The following is a 25,217-nucleotide window of genomic DNA, read 5'->3' on the forward strand; positions in this document are numbered from 1 at the left end:
CGTCCTTCGTTAGACGCAAAGTTTTAAAATTCAATAAACACTTCATGTTGTTGACCATCTCTCTCGACGACGAGGTTTAGCTCTGTTAGTTCTGAGATGGAACGGAATATGTTGCCCATAGCAGCAGGGTCTGTCAGGTCTTGTCCATTTAACTGAGTGGCAATATCTCCGTTTTGGAGCCCAACAGAGTTAAAAAGTTCTGAATCTTTGCCAGGGCTCACACGATAACCGATCACTTTATCGTCACGCTTCACCTGAGACAGTCGTACATATTGGAAGATTTGTTGCGGATCTTTCATTATCTTCGCTTTAATTTCATCAAGCTTCTCTTCTGCTGAAGCCGGATTATTACCACGAACCGAAGAAGAGCTACGAGGTGGCGCAGGCGCTGATACAGCCAAACGCTTGTACTCAATACCTTCAAGCATCAAGGTTTCGTCTCGTCCTGAGTTATCAATGATAACGCGGTCGATTAATACCGCTTTTAACTTGGCTCGAGTGCCTTCAATCTCTTCATTAATTCCGTAGGTCGCTTGCGTGCCGCGATTGGCGATCACCGCTAAGCTCAGTTTTGGATTCGAGCTCGCGACTGCACCCACTAAAACGAGGTTTAATCGCGTCTTAGGCGCATCTTGGATAACTTGCTGTTCAACCACAGCGGGCGTGCTTGGGTTGTAAGCACCAAACATGTTGCTCTGCTGCAAAGAAGAGATATCAAGGGTCGATTGAGGTGCTGAAGACGATGAAGCCGTTGCTGTCCAAGGCGCGATAGTTTGCTCAGCAGGTTCGATAAACCATGCAAGCTGCCCTAAGATCCATGCGGAAGCTGCAATCAATACACAACAGGTCGCTAAGCTTAGTTTCTGCTGAAGTACAAATCCATTCTCTAATAAGCGGCTCAACATAGGAGAATTCCCTACGCGATTTTTGAGCTCTAAAAAGTTCACTTTCCTAGTCCCTTTTCATGACGACAAACGCTGCAAATCATTAAACTTTCAGCTTTTTTATTCATTCGTTCGATACCAAGCTTATTTAAGCAATAAGATCCTGAACTATATCATAGCAAATCGATAAATCGGCATAACATGGCTATTTTGTATTATGACTTGAAAAAAATGCCAACCGCCTCCACTTTAAGCTTCTACTTAATGTGATAAGCATCATCAAAAACATGTTGCGCACTGTTCGTTACAGTTAAACCGCATTCATTTCTCACTTAATAAGGCACAGCCCTATATGAAAACTGCTAATGAAGCTGTCAGACTCGATAAATGGTTGTGGGCAGCTCGTTTTTACAAAACCCGGTCTATTGCTCGCAACATGGTCGATGGTGGCAAAGTCCACTATAATGGTCAGCGCAGCAAGCCAAGTAAAATTGTCGAACTTGGGGCTGTGATTACACTGCGCCAAGGTAATGAAGAAAAGACGGTAACGATCGAGAAAATCTCAGCCCATCGTGGTGGAGCCCCGATCGCTCAAACCCTCTATGAAGAAACCACCGAAAGCTTGGCAAAAAGAGAAGAGTTTGCACAACAGCGCAAGCTAAATGCTCATAGCCCAGCACCAGAACGTCGCCCAGATAAAAAGCAACGTCGTGACATCATCAAGTTCAAGACTCAATAAGCTAGAAGGAATAGCCAAATGGCAGACCCAATGTCTACAAGTAATGTTTTAAATCGCTACCTATTTGAAGACCTATCAGTACGTGGTGAATTGGTACAGATGGACGAAGCGTACCAACAGATTATTTCTAGCAAGGAATACCCAGCTCCAGTACAAAAGCTGTTGGGTGAGCTACTGGTTTCAACGACGCTACTAACGGCGACCCTAAAGTTTGAAGGTTCTATCACGATGCAGCTGCAAGGTGACGGCCCAGTATCTCTAGCAGTTATCAATGGCGATCACGATCAGAAGATCCGTGGTGTTGCTCGCTTTGAAGGCGAGATTGCTGATGATGCAGGCCTACACGACCTAATGGGTAAAGGCCACCTAGTGATCACCATCGATCCTAAGAAAGGTGAACGTTACCAAGGTATCGTTGGTCTGGAAGGCAAAACGCTTGCTGACGTTCTTGAAGGTTACTTTGCTAACTCAGAACAGCTTAAGACTCGTCTATGGCTGCGCACTGGCGAACATGAAGGCAAAGCTCACGCTGCAGGTATGCTTTTACAAGTTATGCCTGACGGCACAGGTACGCCAGATGATTTCGAGCATCTAGAGCAACTAACCGACACCGTTAAAAACGAAGAGTTGTTCTCTTTAGAAGCTAACGAACTGCTTTACCGTCTATACAACCAAGAGAAGGTTCAGGTATTTACACCTCAACCGGTTGAGTTCTTCTGTGGCTGTTCACGTGATCGAAGCGCTGCGGCTATCATTACTGTTGCTCAAGAAGAGATTTACGACATTCTAAGCACGGAAGGTAGTGTGGGACTACACTGCGATTACTGTGGCACAAACTACTCGTTCGACAAAAATGATGTAGATGCTCTTTACGCAGAAGCGGCAGATAAAGGCAGCAATACGGTTCATTAATTTACGGCGTACCAAAAACACGTAATTTACCCCAAAAAGGTCAGCACTCAGCTGGCCTTTTTTGTGATCAAAATAGCGCAAACTCCGTAACATCTCGTAATAAAATCACCGCTTAATTTTAATCAATTAATAATGTTCTCGCCCCTAGCGCAAAGGTTTGCGTACAGGATAGACTAGTTGGGCCAATATGTGACGAGGCGCTTAAAACCCCAAGGTTAATATGGATATTTTTTGAGCTGTATCCCTGTTTCCCCCGAGCCTCGTTGCTAGCATGGTGAGCAGATAACAATAAAAAATTATTACAAAATCCCTACAAAATATCCTACAAGGAGCACCTATGACCGTTATGGAACATACTAAGGCTGCACAAATTGATCTAACTAAGCACGGACTGACTGGCGTTACCGAAGTTCTTCGTAATCCTAGCTACGAGCAGTTATTCGTTGAAGAAACACTGCCGGGTCTAGAAGGCTACGAAAAAGGCGTAGTAACGGAACTAGGCTCCGTTGCGGTTGATACTGGTATCTTTACTGGCCGCTCACCAAAAGATAAGTACATTGTTAAAGATGACACAACACGCGATACCATGTGGTGGTCAGATCAAGGCAAAAATGACAACAAACCGATTACCACTGAAGTATGGGACGAGCTGAAAGAGCTTGTAACAACTCAGCTATCTGGCAAGCGTCTGTTTGTCATCGACGGTTATTGTGGTGCTAACCCAGATACGCGTTTAAGTGTGCGTATTATCACTGAAGTAGCGTGGCAAGCGCACTTCGTTAAGAACATGTTCATTCGTCCAACCGACGAAGAACTAGCAACGTTCGAACCTGATTTCGTGGTAATGAACGGTGCTAAAACAACCAACCCTAACTGGGAGAAACAAAGTCTAAACTCTGAGAACTTTGTCGCTTTCAACCTGACTGAACGTGTTCAGATCATTGGCGGTACCTGGTACGGCGGTGAGATGAAAAAAGGTATGTTCGCAATGATGAACTACCTGCTTCCTCTGCAAGGCATTGCTTCAATGCACTGTAGTGCAAACGTCGGCGAGAAAGGCGATGTAGCCATCTTCTTCGGTCTATCTGGTACAGGTAAAACTACGCTTTCAACCGATCCTAAGCGTGAGCTAATCGGTGATGATGAGCACGGTTGGGATGACGATGGTATCTTCAACTTCGAAGGTGGTTGTTACGCGAAGACGATTCGTCTATCTAAAGAAGCAGAACCTGAAATCTACAATGCAATCCGTCGTGATGCACTACTAGAAAACGTAACAGTTCGTGGTGATGGTTCTATCGATTTTGATGACGGTTCAAAAACTGAGAACACTCGTGTTTCTTACCCGATTCACCACATCGATAACATCGTTAAACCAGTATCAAAAGCCGGTCACGCTCAAAAGGTTATCTTCCTGACTGCTGATGCATTCGGTGTACTGCCACCCGTTTCTAAACTGACTCCAGAGCAAACGAAGTACCACTTCCTATCTGGCTTCACTGCAAAACTAGCGGGCACTGAGCGTGGTATTACTGAGCCAACGCCAACGTTCTCTGCTGCATTTGGTGCGGCATTCTTAACTCTCCACCCAACTCAGTACGCTGAAGTGCTTGTGAAGCGTATGGAAGCAGCTGGCGCTGAAGCTTACCTAGTGAACACAGGTTGGAACGGTACTGGTAAACGTATCTCTATCCAAGATACGCGAGGCATCATCGACGCTATCCTAGATGGCTCAATCGACAACGCTGAAACTAAGGTTATCCCTATGTTTAACCTAGAAGTGCCACTAGCGCTGCACGATGTTGACCCAGCGATCCTTGACCCACGCGATACGTACACTGACCCTCTACAATGGGAAAGCAAAGCGAAAGATCTAGCCGAGCGCTTCATCAACAACTTTGATAAGTACACAGACAACGCTGAAGGTAAGTCACTGGTTGCAGCTGGTCCTCAACTGGACTAATCCAACCATCTGCTCGGGCTTAGCCAAAAGCGAACGCCCAATTTAAAATGATATTTTTGTAGCAAGCCCCTCTTTTGAGGGGCTTTTTTGTTGATGCTTGACCCTTTTTGTTCCACTCTGTTTTAAGACTATTGAAATTTAAGGCTTTCAGGGAATGAAAAAGGTATTCATGGTGTTCGGCATTGTGTTGGCTATCGCCGTTGCAACTATCGCAGCGCTGCTATTAAGCCTGCAGACCCAATACCGTGCGGATGTTGCCAACTTTTTTATCAAACATACGATTGAACAACCTGTATTCATTGAAGATGTTGAGTATCAGGCGCCTTATCACATCACCTTAATGGGCATTACCCAAAGCCAACCAGAAAAGCAAACACCTCTGTATATCGACAAGATCGATCTTTGGTTCAGCCCCAGCTCGATGACAGAGGCCAAACTGGTCTTTGAATCTGTTTTGATCAGCGGCCTACAATTAGAGGCAGACGATCTAAAAACACTGACTTCTTTATTTACCCAACCAAACATCAAGCTCCACCAGCTGGCCATCAACAATCTCGACTTTTCGACGCCAGAGTTTAATGCGCGAGGCATCGACCTGCAGATCTCCGCCCCAAAATGGAACAACGACAACTCACTTCTCCCTTATGGAAAAACCCAACTCTCTGCCTCACAACTGTATTGGCAAGGTGAAGCATTCGATAATCTGTTGATTGACCTAGACTTAAAACCTAGCGATAGCACGCTTTATGGTGCTTCATTTGACTGGCGTGGCGCCAAGATTTCCGGTCAAGCAGAGCAGTATCAACAAGATTGGTCGTTGGTGAACGTGACCGTCGATGGATTACGACTCAATCAGAAGCAGACCCAAAACCTACTAAGCAAAGAATGGGATGTGGCAGGTATTCAGATCAATCACATCAATAGCTTAGATATTCTACGCAGCGACGTAGAGTGGCAAGATGGGCACCTCGCTGCCTTTGATGCCTCACTAGAAAATATCCAACTGCCTTTTGAAATCTGGAAACAACAGAAAGCCATTTTTTCTCTGCAAGCTGAAGGAGTGACCATTGATGATGACATGTTCATCGAGCCAAGCCTCAAGCTCAACCTAGAAACAAACCAGATTCTGATTGAAGATTTCTATACTCAATTCCTGCAAGGCACTGTTCAGCTCAATGGCGAAGTCACCCCTAGCAGCATTGAATTAGCGCAACTCGACCTACAAGGCATCAAGTGGATTACCGAAAACCAAGATAGCCCTCTAGTCGCAGCTCGACTAATACCTTGGCTTACACAACTCCAGAACGTCGAGATTAACCGACTTAATATAGAACGCAGCCAACTTATCCAACTAGCACAAACGCCTTACTGGCAGGTCTCTGGATTACATGTCGAGGGGCATCAAGTTCAACTGCTGCAAGATAGAAAACTGGGCTTGTGGCAAGGGAAGCTGATGGCGAGCGCCAATGATGCCAGCTACCAAAATATTCTCAGCGCACAGCCTGTGGTTGAGATGAATAGCGAACAAGGAAAATGGACGCTGACTCGTCTGTTTGCACCACTCAGGAATGGCTACATTGAAGCCAATGCAACGCTCGATTTTAACCAAATCAGCAAGCCATGGAGCTTAGATATTTCTGCCGATGGGTTACCCATTGCGCCTATGCTGCAGCGACTTGAATTACCACTCGATGCAACCGGCTATGGCGAGTTTGAACTTCAAGCCGCAGGTTTATATGGCGACTCACTGATGCTCGGTTACTCAACCACAGGGCAACTCACTGGCAGCGTTCGCCAGGGTGTGATGACCTTTAATGACAAGCTTTCTGAAACATCGACTGATAACGTGTTTGAAATTCCAGAGCTTAATGCGCATTTTGACCGTGGGCGCTTCACTCTCGAACCGATGCATATTATTGGTGCATCATCAGCAGAGCAAGGCGAACAAAGGGTTCAAACGCTCAATGGCGAGGCTTCTGGAGAACTCGACTTGCTTAAAGCTGAGCAACACACCCTCTCGATTACCCTATCGGACCCATGCCATCAAATCTCAGGAAAGCTCACCCAAGCTGAGTATTCGGAGATTAACGACTGCCAACAAAAAAACGCCACTCCTCAGGAGTAGCGCCTTGTATCTTTAATCTGTATCTGTTAGCCAGTGTCAGCTATACGTTTACGTTGGAGTCTGTTGATAATCGCTTTTTGTAGTCAGGGATCAGCATATAGGTTCCCGTAAACTCTACCGCTTCCACATCGCCGCTATGAATGGTCACGTGAATGATGATACGTGCCTTTCTTCCTGACGCAAGGCGGTCCAAGTCACCACTGATCCCATCCAATGAAGTAGAGGCAACAGGGTTTTGCTCAACCGGGTGACGATAACGAATATTACTGTCTGCCAGCACGATATCACCGGTCAGCCCGCGTTCTTTCATCAATAACCAAGTCATCCCCCAACCAGTTAAGGTCGCTAAGGTAAAGGCAGAGCCTGCAAACATGGTATTATGCGGGTTCAAGTTGGGATTCAGCTGAGCACTACACTCAAATTGGTAACCCGTGTATTGGTTGATCTTGATGCCCATCTTGTCACTGATCGGGATCTGATGTTCCCAGCGCTGCTGAAGCTCATTACACCACTCAGGCTTACGCAGAACGTCTGCCATTGGGTCAAGATGCTTAACCATCTGTTGGTGACGCACAGGGCCACGTTGATCGTTAATCTCACCGCGACGTTCAAATTCATTCTTCTCATAGAATGAGATCGCATCTTCACGTGCATTACACACCAAGCGCTTAGCACCTTCTTGGCGAGCCAATGACTCAAGTGCGACTAGAATCAACGAACCCATGCCTTTACTTTGGCGAGATTTCTTCACCGCCATGTAGCGGATCTGACCTTCCAGATCTGGGGTGATATACAGACGACCAATCGCCATCGGGCGACCACGACCATCAACAATCATGCGATGGTGACTCATTGGGTCATATTCATCGCGCTCAGAACCTACCGGCATTCGCCAAGGTTCACGGAGCATCTGCCAACGAAAATGGTAATACTTGTTTAGCTGATTTTCGGTGGTTGGTGTTATGAGTTTAAACATGCTTATTCCTTTAAGCCTAAACCTGCAGCCAGAATGTCACTGGGCCATCATTAACCAAAGACACTTTCATGTCGGCTGCGAATCGGCCACGTTCCGTTGGTAACACTGATTCACACTGGTCAGAGAAATAGTTATAAAGACGCTCAGCATCTTCTGGGTGAGCACCACGAGAGAACCCTGCTCGAGTCCCTTTCTTGGTATCGGCCGGCAGAGTGAATTGAGACACCACTAATACCTTACCTTCTACTTGCTTCACGTTGAGGTTCATTTTATCGTCTTCGTCTCCAAAGACACGATAAGTGGTCACTCGTTCCATCAAACGTTTGGCTTTGGCTTCGTCGTCACCTTTTTCTACGCCTAACAAAACTAATAAGCCTTGTTCAATCTCACCAACTACTTCGCCATCAACACGGACGGCAGCTTCACTTACTCTCTGGATCAGTGCTATCACTGTTGTTTCCTTGCTCTGTGATTTTGTCGTTATCCGAAGAGTGTACCATTTCTTTCGAGTCACTCCACTGTTCCTGCTCACCCAATGCAGCGGTCACCTCAGCACCCACCAGCACAATCAACCAGCACAAATAAACCCAGACAAAAAGAATTGGTATTGCCGCCAATGCGCCATAAATCAACTGGTAAGAAGGGAATTGAGTAATGTAGGCCGCGAAGCCTTTCTTACTGAGTTCGAACAACAGAGCCGCCACTAGAGAACCTGCAGCCGCATGAGAAAAGTGTATCTTTTTGTTGGGAACCAACAGGTACAGACCGAAAAACGCAAAGAAAGAGAGAATCAAAGGCAGTTTGCGAATTACGGTATTAAAGGCGCCAGATACGACTTCATTTTGTAGCAGACTGAGCGATGTCACATACGAAGTGGCAGCAATACTCGCACCAACCAAGATCGGCCCAAGTGTTAGCACCATCCAGTACATTGAGAACGACAATACCGCACGTCGCTTCTCATTAACACGCCAGATGTAGTTTAGGTTCTTATCGATATTCGAGATCAACATCAGTGCCGCAATGAACAAGAACACACTACCGACCGCCGTCATCTTACCCGTGTTGGCAACAAACTCGAGCAAGGCACCGTGCACCGCATCTCCTGACGCTGGAACAAAGTTGATAATAACGAAGTTTTGAATCACGATACCAACATCAGCAAAGATGGAAAATGATGACAAGATAGAGAGCAGAACCGTCAACATCGGTACGATCGAGAGCAAAGTAATGTACGCCAAGTAGCCCGCATTCACGTTGACTCTATCGTGCGTCATTCGCGCCAAAAGATAGCGAGAAAACTGAATACTGAGTGTGGCGACCTTTTTTATCTTCAACTTGTAACTCCCTTGTAACTCGTTCATAGTCCTAATTAATATTCCGTTACTTAACTATAGGAAACTAGGATGCCTTATTTAATAGTTATAGTCCTCTCTATTTTTACTCTTACTGGATGCCAATCAGCTTATTACTCCGCCATGGAGCAAGTGGGTTACCACAAGCGTGACATTATGGTCGATAGAGTGGAAGACGCTAAAGAGTCGCAGCAGGATGCTCAGGAAGAGTTTACCAGCGCACTTGAAGCCTTGAGTAGCCTGACTAATTTCAGTGGCGGCGACCTTGAAGACATGTACAACCAAATCAATGATAAATACCAAGACAGCGAGAAAGCCGCGCAAAATGTCAGTGACCGCATTGCTGCGATTGAAGATGTGTCGGATGCGCTGTTTGAAGAGTGGCAGAGTGAGTTAGATCTCTACACCAGTGATTCACTGCGCCGCTCGAGCGAGCAAAAACTTCGTGAAACTAAATTGTCTTACCAAACGATGCTGTCAGCAATGAAGCGCGCCGAGAAGAAAATGGACCCAGTGCTCAATACCCTTCGCGACAACACGCTTTACTTGAAGCACAACCTCAATGCGAGCGCTGTCGGCTCGCTGCAAGGTGAGTTTATGAGCTTAGAAAAAGACATCGCCTATGCAATAGAGCAGATGAATGCGGCAATAGCAGAGTCGGATAAATTCCTAGCTCAACTCAATCAGAAGTAGTGCCATTAGAAGCGAATTAAGATAAACCCGTATGAACCCAATCATTGTTACTGGCGGCCCAGGGGCTGGTAAAACCACACTAATTAATGCCTTGGGTGACATGGGTTACCCGATATTCGCTGAGTCCTCTCGCCAGTTAATCGAACAGCAGAGTCAACTTGAGAACGGTATCTTACCTTGGTTAGACCTTCCAGGCTTTGCTCGCCTATGTTTAACCGTCATGAGCGAACACAAAGACCAAGCCAGTCAGCATCCTGTTGCCTTTCTCGATCGCGCCATTCCAGATATCTGTGGCTACTTGGCTCAGGCGAAACTAGAGATAAACACAACCTACCGAGAAGCGAGCCAAGGTTATCACCCCCAAGTGTTGTTCTGTCGCCCTGAGGCTTCAATTTATGTCCAAGATGATGTGAGACCTTATCCGTTTGAGGAAGCGCTAGAGATTCACCACGCTTTAGAAAGAGTCTACCAAGAACTTGGCTATGAGGTGGTTGAAGTGCCGTTTATGCCAGTCGAAGAACGGCTTCAATTCGTTGAGCGTTACTTAGGTATCAAAAGCTAGATCCCCAACTCGGTCGTTCCTCCCTCTTGAGGATGACGAAATCTCGTTTAACCGTATCTAAACAAACTAAAAAACAAAAGCCCCGAGCAGCTAGGCTACTCGGGGCTTTCTTATCTACTTAGCTAGAAGCTAGTCAGCTGGCAATTAAGCCTTAGCTGGACGTGCTGCACGCTTACGTTCGTTTTCAGTAAGAAGCTTCTTACGGATACGAATGCTTACTGGCGTTACTTCTACTAGTTCGTCTTCGTCGATGAACTCAAGAGCTTGCTCTAGAGTGTGACGGATAGGTGGCGAAAGAACCTGTGCTTCATCAGTACCAGATGCACGAACGTTCGTTAGCTGCTTACCTTTCAGACAGTTTACTGTTAGGTCGTTTGAACGGTTGTGAATACCGATGATTTGACCTTCGTATACTTCATCCGCGTGCTCAGCAAATAGACGACCACGTTCTTGTAGGTTGAATAGTGCGTAAGTCAGAGCTTTACCAGTTGCGTTCGAGATTAGAACACCGTTGTTACGTTGACCGATTACGCCGCCTTTGTGAGGACCGTAGTGATCAAATGAGTGGTAAAGAAGACCAGAACCAGACGTTAGAGTTAGGAACTCAGTTTGGAAACCGATAAGACCACGAGAAGGCATCATGAAGTCCATGCGAACACGGCCTTTGCCATCTGGAGACATATCAGTTAGCTCACCTTTACGTAGACCGATGTTTTCCATGATGCCACCTTGGTGCTCTTCAAGCACGTCGATAGTCACAGTTTCAAACGGTTCAGTTAGGTTGCCATCTTCGTCTTTCTTGATGATAACTTCTGGACGAGATACAGCTAGCTCGAAACCTTCACGACGCATGTTTTCGATCAGGATAGATAGGTGAAGTTCACCACGACCTGAAACACGGAAACGATCTGGGTTATCAGTTTCTTCAACACGTAGTGCAACGTTGTGTACTAGTTCTTTCTCTAGACGCTCAAGGATGTTACGTGAAGTAACGAACTTACCTTCTTTACCCGCGAACGGAGAAGTGTTTACTTGGAACGTCATTGTTACTGTTGGTTCATCAACAGAAAGCGGAGTCATTGCTTCAACATTGTTTACGTCACAGATAGTGTCTGAAATTTTCAGCTCACCAAGACCAGTGATTGCAATGATGTCGCCAGCGTTAGCTTGCTCAACTTCGTGACGGTCAAGACCTAGGTAACCAAGAACTGTACCTACTTTACCGTTACGTTTTTTGCCTTCTGCATTGACGATAGTTACTTGTTGGTTTGGTTTAACAGAACCACGAGTAACACGAGCAACACCGATAACACCTACGTAAGAGCTGTAATCAAGTTGCGAAATTTGCATTTGTAGTGGACCGTCAAGGTCAACTGCAGGCGCGTCTACTGTATCAACAACAGCTTGGAACAATGGTTCCATGTTCTCGCCAGTTTCGCCTTCAGTCATTGTTGCCCAGCCGTTTAGAGCTGAAGCGTAAACAACTGTGAAGTCTAGTTGCTCATCAGTAGCACCTAGGTTGTCGAAAAGGTCGAATACTTGATCCATAACCCAATCAGGACGAGCGCCTGGGCGGTCAATCTTGTTGATTACAACGATTGGCTTAAGACCGTGTGCGAATGCTTTTTGCGTTACGAAACGAGTTTGAGGCATTGGGCCATCAACTGCGTCAACGATAAGCAGAACAGAGTCAACCATAGACATGATACGCTCAACTTCACCACCGAAGTCCGCGTGTCCCGGAGTATCTACGATGTTGATGCGGTAATCATTCCAGTTGATTGCTGTGTTCTTAGCAAGAATGGTAATGCCACGCTCTTTTTCGATGTCATTCGAATCCATGACACGCTCTTCAGCTTCACCACGAGACTCAAGAGTGCCTGACTGTTGTAGCAGTTTATCAACCAAAGTCGTTTTACCGTGGTCAACGTGCGCGATGATCGCGATATTTCTTAACTTATCAATCTGTGGAGTAGACATGGATTCTCGATTCACTCATAAAAGTAGCCGTCACTTATCTCAAAAGTTTGGATAATAACCGCTAGCTTGATTTAAAAAACGGTCAATAATATACCAGATTCTAGACAAAAACCCAGAAATATGTGATCTGAACCGGGGCTTTTTTCTTTATTAGCGATTCATATCCGCTTAACTTTGATTCAGTACAGTGTTGAGCAGCCAAATTCGTAGGACTCTAAAAAAGTATCACCTACGAGTGGCGAGCCAAATCTCCCGCAAAATAACAAAAGTGGATTGACAACTTAGGCAATTCATTGCTGAATGGTGCTCGCTTATGTCTCATATTGGTGCACAGACAAACAGTTGCACCAATAAAGTGCAACTAGAGATCATTTTGGTGCAAAAACCAGATTAAGAAAAATCGCAAAACAAGTAAATCATTGAAATTAATGGAATAATTTTTTTGGCACGTTTTTGGCAGTAGATAAATCAGCATCGATTAATGCACTTATAGACATTAATCAATGCTAGTTTCAACCGAATCGAGCTAATACCGAATTAATAACACTGGAGGTTATCCAAGATGTCAGTAGAAAATGTACTATCCCTGATCCAAGAGAACGAAGTTAAATTTATCGACTTACGTTTTACTGATACAAAAGGTAAAGAGCAGCATATCTCTATTCCTTCTCACCAAGTTGATGCAGACTTCTTCGAAGAAGGCAAAATGTTTGACGGCTCTTCAGTAGCTGGTTGGAAAGGCATTAACGAATCTGACATGGTAATGATGCCAGACGCAGCATCTGCTGTACTGGACCCATTCACAGAAGACGCAACACTAAACATCCGTTGTGACATCCTTGAGCCTGCAACAATGCAAGGCTACGACCGTGACCCACGCTCTATCGCTAAACGTTCTGAAGAGTACCTACGTTCTACAGGTATCGCAGACACAGTTCTAGTTGGTCCAGAGCCAGAATTCTTCCTATTTGACGACGTTAAGTTCTCAAACGACATGTCTGGTTCTTTCTTCAAGATCGATGACGTAGAAGCAGCTTGGAACACAGGTTCTGACTTCGAAGGCGGTAACAAAGGTCACCGTCCTGGCGTTAAAGGCGGTTACTTCCCAGTAGCTCCAGTAGATTCATCTCAAGACATCCGTTCAGCAATGTGTCTAGTAATGGAAGAGATGGGCCTAGTTGTTGAAGCTCACCACCATGAAGTAGCAACTGCGGGTCAAAACGAAATCGCTACTCGCTTCAACACGCTAACAGCGAAAGCTGATGAAACTCAAATCTACAAGTACGTTGTACACAACGTTGCTCACGCATTTGGTAAAACAGCGACATTCATGCCTAAGCCACTAGTTGGTGACAACGGTTCTGGTATGCACGTTCACCAATCTCTAGCAAAAGACGGCGTTAACCTGTTTGCTGGTGATAAGTACGGCGGCCTATCTGAAATGGCTCTTTACTACATCGGTGGTGTAATCAAGCACGCTCGTGCAATCAACGCGTTTGCTAACCCATCAACTAACTCGTACAAGCGTCTTGTACCTGGTTTCGAAGCACCTGTAATGCTTGCTTACTCAGCACGTAACCGTTCTGCTTCTATCCGTATCCCAGTAGTACCAAGCCCTAAAGCACGTCGTATCGAGCTACGTTTTGGTGACCCAGCAGCTAACCCATACCTATGCTACTCAGCAATGCTTATGGCTGGCCTTGACGGCATCAAGAACAAGATTCACCCAGGCGAAGCTATGGATAAAGATCTATACGACCTTCCTGCAGAAGAAGCAGCTGAAATCCCAACAGTTGCAGAATCTCTACAAGAAGCTCTAGCAGCGCTTAGCGAAGACCGTGAGTTCCTAACAGCTGGCGGCGTATTCTCTGACGATTTCATCGATTCTTACATCACTCTGAAATCTGACGACGTACAACGCGTGAACATGGCTACACACCCACTTGAGTTTGAACTGTACTACTCAGTTTAATCTCCTGTAGAGATAAGCCATTTCTTACTGCAACCTTGTAAGAATCGCTGACTAAATATTAGGCTCGCCTCGCAGGCGGGCCTTTTTTATATTCTCCCTCCCCCCGCTTCCTCGTACCATACCTTAGACAAAAGCCCTCAGAGGCTGTCGCGCTAAATACAATAAAACCAACGCCAAACGTGAAATCACCTAGCGGTGAAAAGAGGCTAAAGATATGAAAAACATACTGTTCCTAATCGGGTTAACAGTCGCGCTCTCGTGCTCTGCTCAAACGGTGTATACCTGGATAGATGAAGATGGCGTGCTCCACTTTAGTGATAACCCTAGCGCTCAAGATGCCGAGGCTCTTCGCCTGCCAGATGTGCAAGCTTCAGCACCCGCCCCTAAATTTGAGGCCTCAACTCCGGTTGACGCTGCTGCTTCCTCTACAACTAAAACGGCAACGCCAGCCAAAACTCAGGCAGAAACCGAAACCACAAAGCGCGAGGTTCCTACTCAATTAGCCCTCACCATGTTGACTCCAGTTCATGATCAAACCATTCGTAGTAATCGCGGCTTAATCCCGATTCAGATAGAACTCAACCGAAAGCTTGGTATAGGTGAGCAATTACAATTGATGCTTGATGGCCGTCGATATGGCGCCCCACAGACCCAGCCTATTTGGGAATTAAAAGGTATCGATCGAGGTACTCACACCATTGCAATTCAAGCACATAGAAGCGGCAAGCTTATTGCATCTACTAGTCCAGTCACCGTGTATTTACATCGAGCGACGCTCAAGTAGGCCAATGTGTTAAAAGAGGCCAAATAACCTCTACTTTTCACCTAATCGAAGCAGCTTTCAGCGACTCTAATGAATTATCTTTAGCTTCTGGTTGATATGCGCCATACTTGAACTTAGCCACGCACCAATTTGGTGCAGTGAGAAAAACACCAGTTCAAGGACGAAATAGTGAATCGATCAGCCAAAAGCGACAGCATAGATACACATCATCTTTCCAGCGCCATTCTCGACAATATGGTGACTTCGACATTGATGCTCGATGAGCAATTGTATGTCCGATACGCCAATCCGGCCGCTGAGCAGCTCTTTTCACAGAGCGCACGACGCATCGTTGATCATCCACTGAGCCAACTTATCCAACACGCTTCACTTGATTTGGCACTGTTGACACAACCGCTACAAAGTGGCCAGAGCATTACCGACAGTGACGTTACCTTCGTTGTTGATAACCGCCCACTGATGCTTGAAGTCACGGTTAGCCCAATATCTTGGCAGCGAGAGACGCTGTTATTGGTTGAGATGCGCAAGATAGACCAGCAAAGACGCCTTAGCCAAGAGCTCAACCAACATGCACAACAACAAGCGGCTAAGTTGCTGGTACGCGGGTTAGCACATGAGATCAAAAATCCACTCGGTGGCTTAAGAGGTGCGGCGCAGTTACTTGGGAAAATGCTTCCTGATCAGTCTCTTAATGAATATACGCAGATCATTATTGAGCAAGCCGACCGCTTAAGAGCATTAGTCGACCGTCTGCTTGGCCCACAGAAGCCGGGGACTAAATCAGAAGAGAACCTTCACCAGATACTTGAGAAAGTCAGGCAGCTCGTAGAGCTCGAATCGGGTTCAACGCTCGCCATCGAAAGGGATTACGACCCGAGCCTACCGGACATCTTGATGGATTCGGCACAGGTTGAACAAGCGATGCTCAATATCGTGAGCAATGCAGCGCAGATTCTAAAGACTCAAGATTCTGGCAAAATCACCATTCGCACCAGAACGGTGCATCAAGCAAATATTCACGGGCAGCGACACAAACTCGCAGCTCGTATTGAGATCAGCGATAACGGTCCGGGCATCCCCGATGATTTAAAAGACACGCTGTTTTACCCAATGGTCAGCGGACGAGAAGGTGGAACAGGGCTGGGGCTATCGATTTCTCAAAACCTGATCGATCAACACAATGGGAAAATTGATGTTGAAAGCTGGCCGGGTAACACCACATTCACGATTTACCTACCCATTTAGGTCAACAGAACCTCGCGATTCGACAGCGAGACGAAAGGCTTAACTCGGTAACACAAAAATTAAAGACATCATAAAAACAACAATGATTATCACAATAGATTTGGCTGCAAAGGAATTGAATTATGAGTAAGGGATACGTTTGGGTCGTCGATGACGACAGTTCTATACGCTGGGTCGTAGAGAAAACACTGTCATCTGCGGATATAAAGTGTGAAACATTTGCTGATGCTGAGAGCGTATTGCTTGCTCTTGAGCGCGAGACACCAGACGTTTTGGTGTCCGACATTCGCATGCCTGGCATTGACGGGATTGAGCTGTTACACCAAGTTCACCAGCGCTCTCCCGACCTGCCAGTGATCATTATGACCGCGCACTCAGACCTCGATGCAGCGGTGAACGCTTATCAAAAAGGGGCTTTTGAGTATCTGCCTAAGCCGTTTGATATTGATGAGACACTGACTCTAGTAGAGCGAGCCATCGCACATAGCCAAGAGCAAAAACGAGAACAAGCCAGCGAAGTAGCCGAAGACACCAACGCGCCAGAAATCATCGGTGAAGCACCGGCAATGCAGGAGGTTTTCCGAGCGATTGGCCGTTTGTCTCGCTCATCCATATCCGTGCTGATCAATGGTGAATCGGGTACCGGTAAAGAATTGGTCGCTCACGCTCTGCATCGTCACAGCCCAAGAGCTAAGAAGCCCTTCATTGCCTTGAACATGGCAGCAATCCCCAAAGATCTGATCGAGTCTGAACTGTTTGGCCACGAAAAAGGTGCCTTTACCGGTGCTAACAGCGTTCGCCAAGGACGCTTTGAACAAGCCAACGGCGGCACCCTATTTCTGGATGAGATCGGTGACATGCCACTCGATATCCAAACTCGCTTGTTGCGTGTACTTTCTGATGGTCAGTTCTATCGTGTCGGCGGTCACTCTGCAGTTAAGGTAGACGTTCGTATCGTTGCCGCAACCCACCAAGATCTTGAGCGCTTAGTGCATGAAGGCGACTTCCGTGAAGACCTTTTCCACCGACTCAACGTTATCCGAATCCATATCCCGGCACTTCGCGAACGTAAACAAGACATTGAAAAGCTGACTCATCACTTCCTAGCATCCGCCGCCGAAGAGCTCGGTGTTGAAGTGAAGACACTGCATCCTGAGACCATTTTGAAGCTCAACCAGCTCAATTGGCCTGGTAACGTACGTCAGCTTGAGAATATTTGTCGTTGGTTAACGGTGATGGCTAGCGGCAGCGAGATACTGCCTTCCGATCTACCACCGGAATTGTTGGAAGAAAAAGTGGTGACGACCTCAGGGACAGGAGACAACTGGCAACAACTGCTGGCTAATTGGGCGAAATGTGCGCTTGATTCAGGAGAAAAAGAGCTGCTCACTTACGCTCTACCAGAGTTTGAACGTATACTGCTCGAGGCTGCACTCCACCACACTAATGGTCATAAACAGGATGCAGCTAAGGTTTTGGGATGGGGAAGAAACACCCTAACTCGTAAACTCAAAGAACTGTACTAGACCTTATATGATTCTCGATGCAGCTACTTTTTAACCAAAAAAGTGTCGCTTGGTTTGAATAGTGTCGGTACAATTACAGTACACTATTCACCAAAGTTGTAGCTAAAGATGTCTTTGAAAACACAAATTACTTTGAGAACCGCAGTGGTTCTGCCATTCGTGATGATTTTTCTGTTCACTATGGGTGTAATGGTTTTCACTCAAAAGCTAAGCTACAAAGAGATGGTGAGTGATGTTAGTGCACGCCAGCTGACATCACTGACTGACAATGTTCATCAAAGCCTGTCTAATTTTTTAGAAAAGCCATTTCACGCCAACCTCTCGCTCAGCCATAACATCGGCTACCACCATCTTTATCAAGCAGGCAATCTTAGTAAGGTCCAAGACTATATTTTTTATACGTTTTCAGACCATTACACTGCTGTACCTCAACTCGATGCGATCGGCTTTGGTTCTGAAGATGGTAACTACGTCGGTTTCCGCAAAGAAGCCAACAAAGGCTACACCTTGATGGTGCAAGACGAACGCACCAATGATCAGCTGGTCATTTACCGTGGCAGCAAAATTAGTGAAGACATTCGATCGGTGATTTCAGGTTACGATCCTAGAATCCGTCCTTGGTACACACCCATTGCGACACAGAAAAAACCGTTATGGTCACCAATTTATGCCAATGCTGACGAACGTCAAGAAATCACCTTATCTGCTCTAGCGCCTATCTATGATGATAATGAATTCAAAGCCGTCGTAGTCAGCGACATCAAAATCAATACCTTCAATGCGTTTCTCAGAAAGCTCAAAGATAGAACGGATGCCTCTGTTTACATCATCGATAAGCAGCAACGCTTGGTCGCGCACTCGGGCGGAGGTAGCGTGGTCTCTTGGGGAACAGGGAAAACCAATAAGGGCCAACGCTTACTGGCATCAGAGAGTGCTAACCCGGTAATACGTGAAAGTGCGAGCTACGTAGACCAATTTCACCTAATCGATAATTTGGGCGTGCAGCGCTTTAGCTTTCGCCTAGACAACGAACGATACTTCAACCAGATCACCCCTTATGAAGATGAGCACGGCATCACTTGGTTTATTGGTATGTCGATCCCTGAAAGCAACCTACTCGGTGAACTACCTGAAAACCAAAGAAACAGTTGGTTGCTCGGGCTAGCGCTGAGTTGCATTGGTGTCATTGCTGGGTTAATTGCCTTTAATCGCGTAACCCAACCCATCACCTCAACAGCGGATGCGGCAAAGCGTCTTGCTAAAGGCGATTGGGACACAAGTATGCCAAAGACAGGGCATATCTATGAAACCAGCATGTTGGTGGAGTCATTCAATGAAATGGCCAACAACTTAAAGGCTTCCTTTCAAGCATTACAGTCTCAGCTTACCTATGACTCATTAACCAAACTATACAGCCGCGAAGGCTTTATCGACGCTGCCAAGAAAAACCCAGCAAACGAAAAAGGCACACTTTATTTAGTGGGTATTGATCGCTTCCGAGACATCAATGACAGCCTTGGTCATTACAATGGTGACCAATTGCTTATCATTGCGGCCGCTCGTTTAAGAGGCACATTGCCATCCGAGTACCTATTAGCTCGCACTGGCGGTGATGAATTCGCCATTTACGCCCCGAACGTCATCCAAAGCGAGGAAGCTCAACTACTGACGAATCGCCTGCTTCAAACCTTTGCTTCCCCATTTTCAATGGAATCAGAAAGTGTCGTTATTAAGGTATCGATGGGCGTCGTCGGTGTATCTAACGTCCACGACATTGCGCTATTGCTGCGTAGTAGTAGCATTGCTTTGAGCAACGCAAAACAAGACAAAGCTAGTGTCAGCATTTACAGCCCTGAGATGGGTAAAGCATCAAGACATCGCACTAAGATGCTGGCGCGGATGAACCGAGCGATTGAACTTCAACAGTTCGAACCGTTTTATCAACCTATTATTGATCTGGAATCTGGCTCGACCATTGGGGCTGAAGCTCTAGCACGCTGGATAGCCGATGAAGGCGTAATTTCACCACTTGAATTCATTCCTCTCGCTGAAGAGAGCGGGCTGATTTACGATATCGGCAAGCAAATTCTACATAAGTCGTGTCGAGATACTGCCATCGCGATTGAGTCAGGAAAATGGAGCAAGGACTTCTCTATTCACGTCAACCTGTCGGTCGATCAACTGAGTGAAAGTGGCTTTGTTGAACAAGTAAAAGGCACGCTACGTGACACCAAGCTACCAGCAAGCAACCTAACACTTGAGATCACTGAGTCACGCATCGTCGACAATGACCCAGCCATCATCGATAACATGCTGACGCTAAAAGCATTAGGCATCTCGATTGCAATTGATGACTTTGGTACCGGCTATTCGTCACTGGCTTATTTACACAAACTGCCATTTGATTGCCTGAAGATCGATCGCAGCTTCGTCAGCAAGCTCGAAAAAGAGAACCTAGACAGCTCGATCGTCGCGGCCATCGTTAACATCACCAAAGGTTTCAAAGTGAGCTTAGTGGCAGAAGGCGTTGAAACACAGCAACAGGCAGAACTCCTCAAGCAACTAAAATGCCCACTGGCTCAAGGGTTCTTATACAGTCGTCCAGTTCCGTTTGATCAGTGGCCAACCGACCTGACTAACACCAAACAAAGCACCAAAAAGGGTGTCACCTAGTCAGGTAGAAAGTCTTCCGTTAGCAAGACACAGATACAAAAATGCCAGCATAATGCTGGCATTTTTTATGTTTCTATTCTCAATCGAGCGATTAAATCACACGAGAGAACTGCTGTTGACGAGCCTTAGCACGTAGGTATTTATCGAAACACATACAGATGTTACGAATCAGCAAACGGCCACGCAAAGTCACGCGGATTTCTTTGTCATCCACTTCAACCAACTCATCATTGATGAAGGTTTGCAGTAGCCCTAAGTCTTCTTTGAAGTAACCATTAAAGTCTACAGAAAACTCAGACTCGATCATGGTTTTATCAAGCTTAAAGTTACAGATAAGCTGTTTAATGACCTCACGACGCACTAGGTCATCACTGTCTAGAGCAACACCTTTCCAAAGTGCATGACGCAGGTCATTCACCTGAGCGTAGTACTTCTTCAGCTCTTTCTGATTTTGTGCGTAAGCATCACCAACCATAGAAATCGCAGAAACACCGAAACCAATTAAGTCAGCTTCACCTTGGGTGGTGTAGCCTTGGAAGTTACGATGCAGAATACCTTCACGCTGTGCTACGGCTAGCTCATCTTCAGGTAGTGCGAAGTGATCCATACCAATGAACTGGTAACCCGCTCCCGTTAGCGTCTCGATGGTATCTTGCAAGATAGCCATTTTCTCTTTCGCTTCAGGTAGATCTTCGTCTTTAATCTTACGCTGCGCCGCAAACAGCTGAGGCATGTGTGCGTAGTTAAATACCGATAAACGGCCCGGCTTCATTTCTAACACTTGCTTCAATGTTTCAGCGAACAAAGCTTGAGTCTGCTTTGGTAGGCCGTAGATCAAATCAAGGTTGGTTGAACGGAAGCCTAGCTCTTTCGCACGTTTAACCATCGCAATGATGAACTCTTCATCTTGCTCACGGTTAACCAGTTTCTGCACTTCTTTATTGAAGTCTTGCACACCAATGCTCAGGCGGTTGAAGCCTTCGTTACGCAGGTGGTCAAGTACGTCTAGCTCAATCTCACGCGGGTCAACTTCAATACTGATTTCAGCGTCAGCAGTGAAATTAAATTCCTCACGCAGAATCATCATCAAGCGAGTAATTTGTGTTTTGGTCAAGAACGTTGGCGTACCACCACCGAAGTGCAATTGCGTCACTTCACGGCCATTCAACAAAGAGGCGCGCTGGCGGATTTCATGTTCAATCACATCTAAGTACTCATCCGCTTTATGCGAGTGACGAGTAATGACTTTATTACAACCACAGTAGTAACAAAGCTTATGACAGAACGGGATATGCACGTAAAGAGAGAGTGGACGCTCAGGGTACTGAGTACACGCCATGTCGTAATCAGCGACGGTAAACGCTTCATGAAACTCCAACGCTGTTGGATATGAAGTGTAACGAGGTCCCGAATAGTTGTACTTGTTTAAGATCTCTTGATCCCAAACGATTTGCTGATTCGTTGTTACTGGCTTGCTCGACATAGCGGTATTTCCAATTTAGATCCGCGAGAACCTAAGGTCTCTCAAATCATTTTACATACATTAAAATATAGACGGGTTATTTTGCCACACGACCAGTAAGGTCGTTCCAAGACAAAATCAATTTTTCAGACAAAAACTCAGAACTGCTAGCTTGATCACTAACAAAGCGTCGGGATTAACGAGACGCAAAAGGTAAGAAGGCTCATTTAACATTGTCTATTAAAAGATAAGGCGACTTAAAAACAAGATGCATTTAAGATGAAAAGTCTTAAATGCATAGGTATTAAAAGCAGCGCGTCTAAAAACGGAATGTTAAACAAGCCTCTATTTTAAATAGTCTTAGCGACTAGATCATCTGAATGTTGATTTGGTTGTTGAGAGGTTTAACCTTCTCTTGCAACCTTTTCAGATCTTCAATGACCGCATCATTCAAGCGAGTCTCTGCCTTATGGCGCGTGAGATTCTGCTGCATGCGCTCTTTCTTCGTCAGTTCCTGTCTTGCCTCTCCGCGAGCCATATCTTTTACGATATGGTACAGCTCAGAAAGAGCAGGATACTCAGAATCAAAATCGACACGCTCATCACCCTGAACATTATCCATAATGATACACACTCGGATACTGATCTCAGGTAAGTCACATTGCCCTTGAATGCCCGCTAAGCACAAAGTATTTACGTTTTCGTAAATCGTCGCGTTGCGTTTTTCAATGGCTAGTGCTTGATGCTGCTTTTGCAACTCCGTCTGCTTCTTCACTTGAAGTAGAAGGTAACCTGCGTAAGAGCCCAAGCCGAGAATGATAATTCCACCAGCAATTGCTAATAAGGTTACGTTCACTGGCTATTAACCTTTAAAGCTGTCTAAATCGAAATCTTCGAATTGAGATAGCAAGTCTTCGTCAGAGCTCGCTTTCTTCTTAGAGGCAACCGGTGCTTCTTCGAAGATCTCTTCTTCATCGTCTTCTGGCTCTAGTAGACCTAAGCGGCCCATTAGGTGTTCGATACGATCAAGTTTCTCATCAACAAACTTCTGTAGACCAGCACCTAGGTTTTCACCATTTTCGATACGATCTAGGAGTGTGTTCAGTTGAGCGTCATTCTCAAGCATCTCTAACTCTTGTTCGTTAGATAGCTTGCGCTCTTGTTTAGTCGGCTTCTTCGCTGGTTCAACGATCAGCGGAATTTTTTTCTTGCTGCCTAAACGTGGATCACGAGCTTGTGCAGCTTTACGCTGTTTTGCTTCGCTACCATCTGAGTGACGGCTGCCAGACTTAAGGCCTTTACGCTTTTTAACACGCTTACGTTCACGACCTTCAACATCAGATTCACTACGGTTACGAGTAACCATAGGCTCCGGAGCGCCAAGTGCTCCCGGCTTTCTTGATTTCTTACTACGACCCATTACTGCACTTTCCTCAGTAAAATTACATCATTTCCAAAAAATTCTAGTTCGAGCTTATCCCGCTCTGCCAAAAACTGGAATGTTTGACGACTAAAGAAGACGACATGTGTCGGGTCATTCTTGTAGTGCCAACCAGCAAACGCGTCTACGTCTATTACTAGTTTAGTCATAAGACCAATCCAGCCCTTGGGTTTAACTAAATTCAACCATTGCTGCCACACTTTGTCTGGGTGATAAAGATGCTCTATCACCTCCGTGGCAGTCATAAAGTCATACGTTTTTTCCAACACAGAGGGTTCTGGGTGGTAATAGATATCGTACAACTCCATGGTGTGTCCGGCTTCTTCTAACATAATAGATAGCGTAGGGCCTGGGCCACAACCAAAATCCAACCCGTGTGAGTTAGATGAAATTTTGTCTGTTAGTGGATCCGCGATGCGAGATAAAAAGCGGCGATAGCCTGCATCACTAGGATCGTTCTCATGGAGATCATAGTGTGCTTTTTCTTCTTTTGCTTCTAACCTTTGTTCAGGTTTAACAAATACCAGTTCACATTGCTGACACTGCAGATAGGCTCTGCGTTTGTCTTCAAAATAGTGATTCACGCCTTGGTGATGGCATAAGGGACAAGTATACATAGCACATCCTTAAACAGGGATGCGAAACATACCAGAAACTGAGTTTATAGTGGAGAGGTATTGGGTGTTTTTTCATCAAATCAATAAAAAAAGCGATAGGAAAACCTATCGCTCTCTAAATCTGCCTATATCGGCCAAAATTTGCATACTCAACTTGGTACACAAATCTCCATTTGTTATTGGTGCTTTCCATGCCAAATTTGTTTGTTGTTCATCGTCCTGATGAGTTTTGGCTATCCTTTTCTAACACCTTGTTGCTGGGCTGTCCTAGCCTGATCCATTTCTGTCTATACCGTTAGACTAGATGATCATCCATATCTAAGTCAGCTCCTAGCTGATGGCGGTTACTTTACCGTGTTACAAAAAGACTACAAGAGTGCGACTTCACACTTTTGTACACAAATCGATCACACATTGATAAATCAGACATAAACACAAAACGCATTAATAAAACCAATACAAAAGAAAACGCCCCGACCATTACTGATCGGGGCGTCTCTTCAATCTCGCTCGAACGTACATTCCTTTACTCTGGCTAAGAGCAAGAAACCGACAAATTAGTGTAAACCACCAACGTACTTCGATAAGGTATCAATATCAGCGTCTGTTAACTTTTTAGCTACATCACGCATCATCGCATTCATGTCGTTATTACGGTCACCATCGCGGAATTTTTCAAGTTGAGCCTTGATGTAATCTGCGTGCTGACCTGAAATCTTAGGGAAACCAGAAAGTTCGGTACCATTACCACGAGGGCCATGACAAGCAATACACGCCGTTACGCCGCGTTCTGCGTTACCCGCTGTGTAAAGAACCTTACCTTCATCTACTACATTTTCAGGAGTAGAGTTACTAGAGATAGGTAGAGAGGCGTAGTATGCCGCTAGGTCAGCCATATCTTCTTCAGATAAAGGCATCGCCATTGCACCCATTACAGGTTCGTAACGACCTTGCTTACCACCACTTGTCATACCTAGCTTAAGCTCTTTTAACTGCTTCTCTAGATACTTCTCATGTTGACCGGCCAGCTTAGGGTACTGAGTGATCAGACTGTTGCCGTCAGCACCGTGGCAGGCAACACATGTTTGTGATTTGGCTTTACCAGCTTCAATACTACCTTGAGCCCATACTGAGCAGCTGGCTAAAAGACTCAAAATTAGCGCTAATTTCTTCATGACATTCCATTATAATTATCAAGCTTCCAGTACCACTCTATGTTGCCACTCATGGTACAATAGGCGACCTTATGCCGAGCACGGTTATTTTACACAAATTCACAAAAAAGTAATCAATCGACTACACAAAGTC

The 25,217-nt window shown here is 45.7% G+C and carries 21 protein-coding genes; 11 read left to right on the forward strand and 10 right to left on the reverse strand.

The annotated features are described in order from the left end of the window. Positions 1-23: 23 nt before the first annotated feature. Positions 24-905 (reverse strand): type II secretion system protein GspC, encoded by an 882-nt coding sequence (gspC, locus tag AB4486_RS19930; RefSeq protein WP_017062489.1) that lies wholly within the window; start codon positions 903-905, stop codon positions 24-26. A 331-nt stretch (positions 906-1,236) separates the two neighbouring features. Between gspC and hslR the strand changes: the two genes are divergently transcribed. The 4 genes from hslR (at position 1,237) to AB4486_RS19950 (ending at position 6,623) form a co-directional block, all read left to right on the forward strand. Further along, positions 1,237-1,623 (forward strand): ribosome-associated heat shock protein Hsp15, encoded by a 387-nt coding sequence (gene hslR, locus AB4486_RS19935; protein ID WP_017062490.1) that lies wholly within the window; start codon positions 1,237-1,239, stop codon positions 1,621-1,623. Between the two features lie 18 nt (positions 1,624-1,641). Continuing rightward, a complete protein-coding gene (gene hslO, locus AB4486_RS19940; RefSeq protein WP_372118361.1) occupies positions 1,642-2,535 on the forward strand; it encodes an Hsp33 family molecular chaperone HslO in 894 nt (297 codons plus the stop codon). Between the two features lie 337 nt (positions 2,536-2,872). Further along, positions 2,873-4,498 (forward strand): phosphoenolpyruvate carboxykinase (ATP), encoded by a 1,626-nt coding sequence (gene pckA, locus AB4486_RS19945; protein WP_372118364.1) that lies wholly within the window; start codon positions 2,873-2,875, stop codon positions 4,496-4,498. Between the two features lie 154 nt (positions 4,499-4,652). After that, positions 4,653-6,623: an AsmA family protein gene (locus AB4486_RS19950; protein WP_372118367.1), complete on the forward strand. Its 1,971-nt coding sequence runs from the start codon at positions 4,653-4,655 to the stop codon at positions 6,621-6,623. Positions 6,624-6,663: 40 nt separating this feature from the next. Here AB4486_RS19950 and AB4486_RS19955 read toward each other — a convergent pair whose 3' ends face one another. Genes AB4486_RS19955 through AB4486_RS19965 form a run of 3 tightly spaced genes read right to left on the reverse strand, consistent with a single transcriptional unit; the run spans position 6,664 to position 8,963 of the window. Next, the gene (locus AB4486_RS19955; protein ID WP_017065806.1) at positions 6,664-7,599 is read right to left on the reverse strand and encodes a bifunctional GNAT family N-acetyltransferase/hotdog fold thioesterase; all 936 of its coding nucleotides are present in this window, start codon (positions 7,597-7,599) and stop codon (positions 6,664-6,666) included. Positions 7,600-7,615: 16 nt separating this feature from the next. Beyond that, complete coding sequence (gene dtd / locus AB4486_RS19960) at positions 7,616-8,050, reverse strand: D-aminoacyl-tRNA deacylase (protein ID WP_004735590.1); 435 nt, start codon at positions 8,048-8,050, stop codon at positions 7,616-7,618. Beyond that, positions 8,022-8,963: a virulence factor BrkB family protein gene (locus AB4486_RS19965; RefSeq protein WP_229648024.1), complete on the reverse strand. Its 942-nt coding sequence runs from the start codon at positions 8,961-8,963 to the stop codon at positions 8,022-8,024. The genes dtd and AB4486_RS19965 overlap by 29 nt, the downstream gene beginning before the upstream one ends. A 42-nt stretch (positions 8,964-9,005) precedes the next feature. On the opposite strand from AB4486_RS19965, the gene AB4486_RS19970 reads away from it, so the two are divergent. Together AB4486_RS19970 and AB4486_RS19975 are read left to right on the forward strand one after the other, a co-directional pair. Continuing rightward, positions 9,006-9,647 carry a DUF2959 domain-containing protein gene (locus AB4486_RS19970; protein WP_029235101.1) on the forward strand — a complete coding sequence of 214 codons (642 nt, stop codon included), beginning with the start codon at positions 9,006-9,008 and terminating at the stop codon, positions 9,645-9,647. A gap of 31 nt (positions 9,648-9,678) precedes the next feature. Then, positions 9,679-10,209, forward strand: a complete 531-nt coding sequence (locus tag AB4486_RS19975; RefSeq protein ID WP_065585028.1) for an AAA family ATPase — start codon at positions 9,679-9,681, stop codon at positions 10,207-10,209. A gap of 144 nt (positions 10,210-10,353) precedes the next feature. Here the strand turns inward: AB4486_RS19975 and typA are convergent, their stop codons facing one another. After that, positions 10,354-12,189, reverse strand: a complete 1,836-nt coding sequence (typA, locus tag AB4486_RS19980) for a translational GTPase TypA (RefSeq protein WP_017059220.1) — start codon at positions 12,187-12,189, stop codon at positions 10,354-10,356. Between the two features lie 562 nt (positions 12,190-12,751). Between typA and glnA the strand changes: the two genes are divergently transcribed. From glnA to AB4486_RS20005, 5 genes are all read left to right on the forward strand, one after another. Next, positions 12,752-14,161 carry a glutamate--ammonia ligase gene (gene glnA, locus AB4486_RS19985; RefSeq protein WP_017059221.1) on the forward strand — a complete coding sequence of 470 codons (1,410 nt, stop codon included), beginning with the start codon at positions 12,752-12,754 and terminating at the stop codon, positions 14,159-14,161. A gap of 214 nt (positions 14,162-14,375) precedes the next feature. Then, a complete protein-coding gene (locus tag AB4486_RS19990) occupies positions 14,376-14,945 on the forward strand; it encodes a DUF4124 domain-containing protein (RefSeq protein ID WP_017059222.1) in 570 nt (189 codons plus the stop codon). A gap of 168 nt (positions 14,946-15,113) precedes the next feature. Next, positions 15,114-16,190, forward strand: coding sequence for a nitrogen regulation protein NR(II) (gene glnL / locus AB4486_RS19995; RefSeq protein WP_019826501.1), 1,077 nt, complete (start codon positions 15,114-15,116; stop codon positions 16,188-16,190). 122 nt (positions 16,191-16,312) lie between these two features. Further along, complete coding sequence (gene glnG, locus AB4486_RS20000) at positions 16,313-17,716, forward strand: nitrogen regulation protein NR(I) (RefSeq protein WP_017059224.1); 1,404 nt, start codon at positions 16,313-16,315, stop codon at positions 17,714-17,716. A gap of 108 nt (positions 17,717-17,824) precedes the next feature. After that, positions 17,825-20,389 carry an EAL domain-containing protein gene (locus tag AB4486_RS20005; RefSeq protein ID WP_372118370.1) on the forward strand — a complete coding sequence of 855 codons (2,565 nt, stop codon included), beginning with the start codon at positions 17,825-17,827 and terminating at the stop codon, positions 20,387-20,389. 91 nt (positions 20,390-20,480) lie between these two features. Here AB4486_RS20005 and hemN read toward each other — a convergent pair whose 3' ends face one another. The 5 genes from hemN to AB4486_RS20030 all read right to left on the reverse strand — a co-directional run bounded on the left by hemN (position 20,481) and on the right by AB4486_RS20030 (position 25,084). Continuing rightward, positions 20,481-21,872, reverse strand: a complete 1,392-nt coding sequence (hemN, locus tag AB4486_RS20010; protein ID WP_372118373.1) for an oxygen-independent coproporphyrinogen III oxidase — start codon at positions 21,870-21,872, stop codon at positions 20,481-20,483. 346 nt (positions 21,873-22,218) lie between these two features. Then, complete coding sequence (locus AB4486_RS20015) at positions 22,219-22,707, reverse strand: DUF2489 domain-containing protein (protein ID WP_017060164.1); 489 nt, start codon at positions 22,705-22,707, stop codon at positions 22,219-22,221. 6 nt (positions 22,708-22,713) lie between these two features. After that, positions 22,714-23,271, reverse strand: coding sequence for a Der GTPase-activating protein YihI (gene yihI / locus AB4486_RS20020; RefSeq protein WP_017060163.1), 558 nt, complete (start codon positions 23,269-23,271; stop codon positions 22,714-22,716). Then, on the reverse strand, positions 23,271-23,909 hold the full coding sequence (locus tag AB4486_RS20025; RefSeq protein WP_010433503.1) for a class I SAM-dependent methyltransferase: 639 nt from the start codon (positions 23,907-23,909) through the stop codon (positions 23,271-23,273). Before AB4486_RS20025 ends, yihI begins: the two co-directional genes overlap by 1 nt. A gap of 557 nt (positions 23,910-24,466) precedes the next feature. After that, positions 24,467-25,084, reverse strand: a complete 618-nt coding sequence (locus AB4486_RS20030; protein WP_012602993.1) for a cytochrome c — start codon at positions 25,082-25,084, stop codon at positions 24,467-24,469. Positions 25,085-25,217 lie beyond the last annotated feature (133 nt).

It is taken from the genome of Vibrio sp. 10N.222.55.C6, from assembly GCF_041473395.1.
Classification (GTDB): Bacteria; Pseudomonadota; Gammaproteobacteria; order Enterobacterales; family Vibrionaceae; genus Vibrio; species Vibrio crassostreae_C.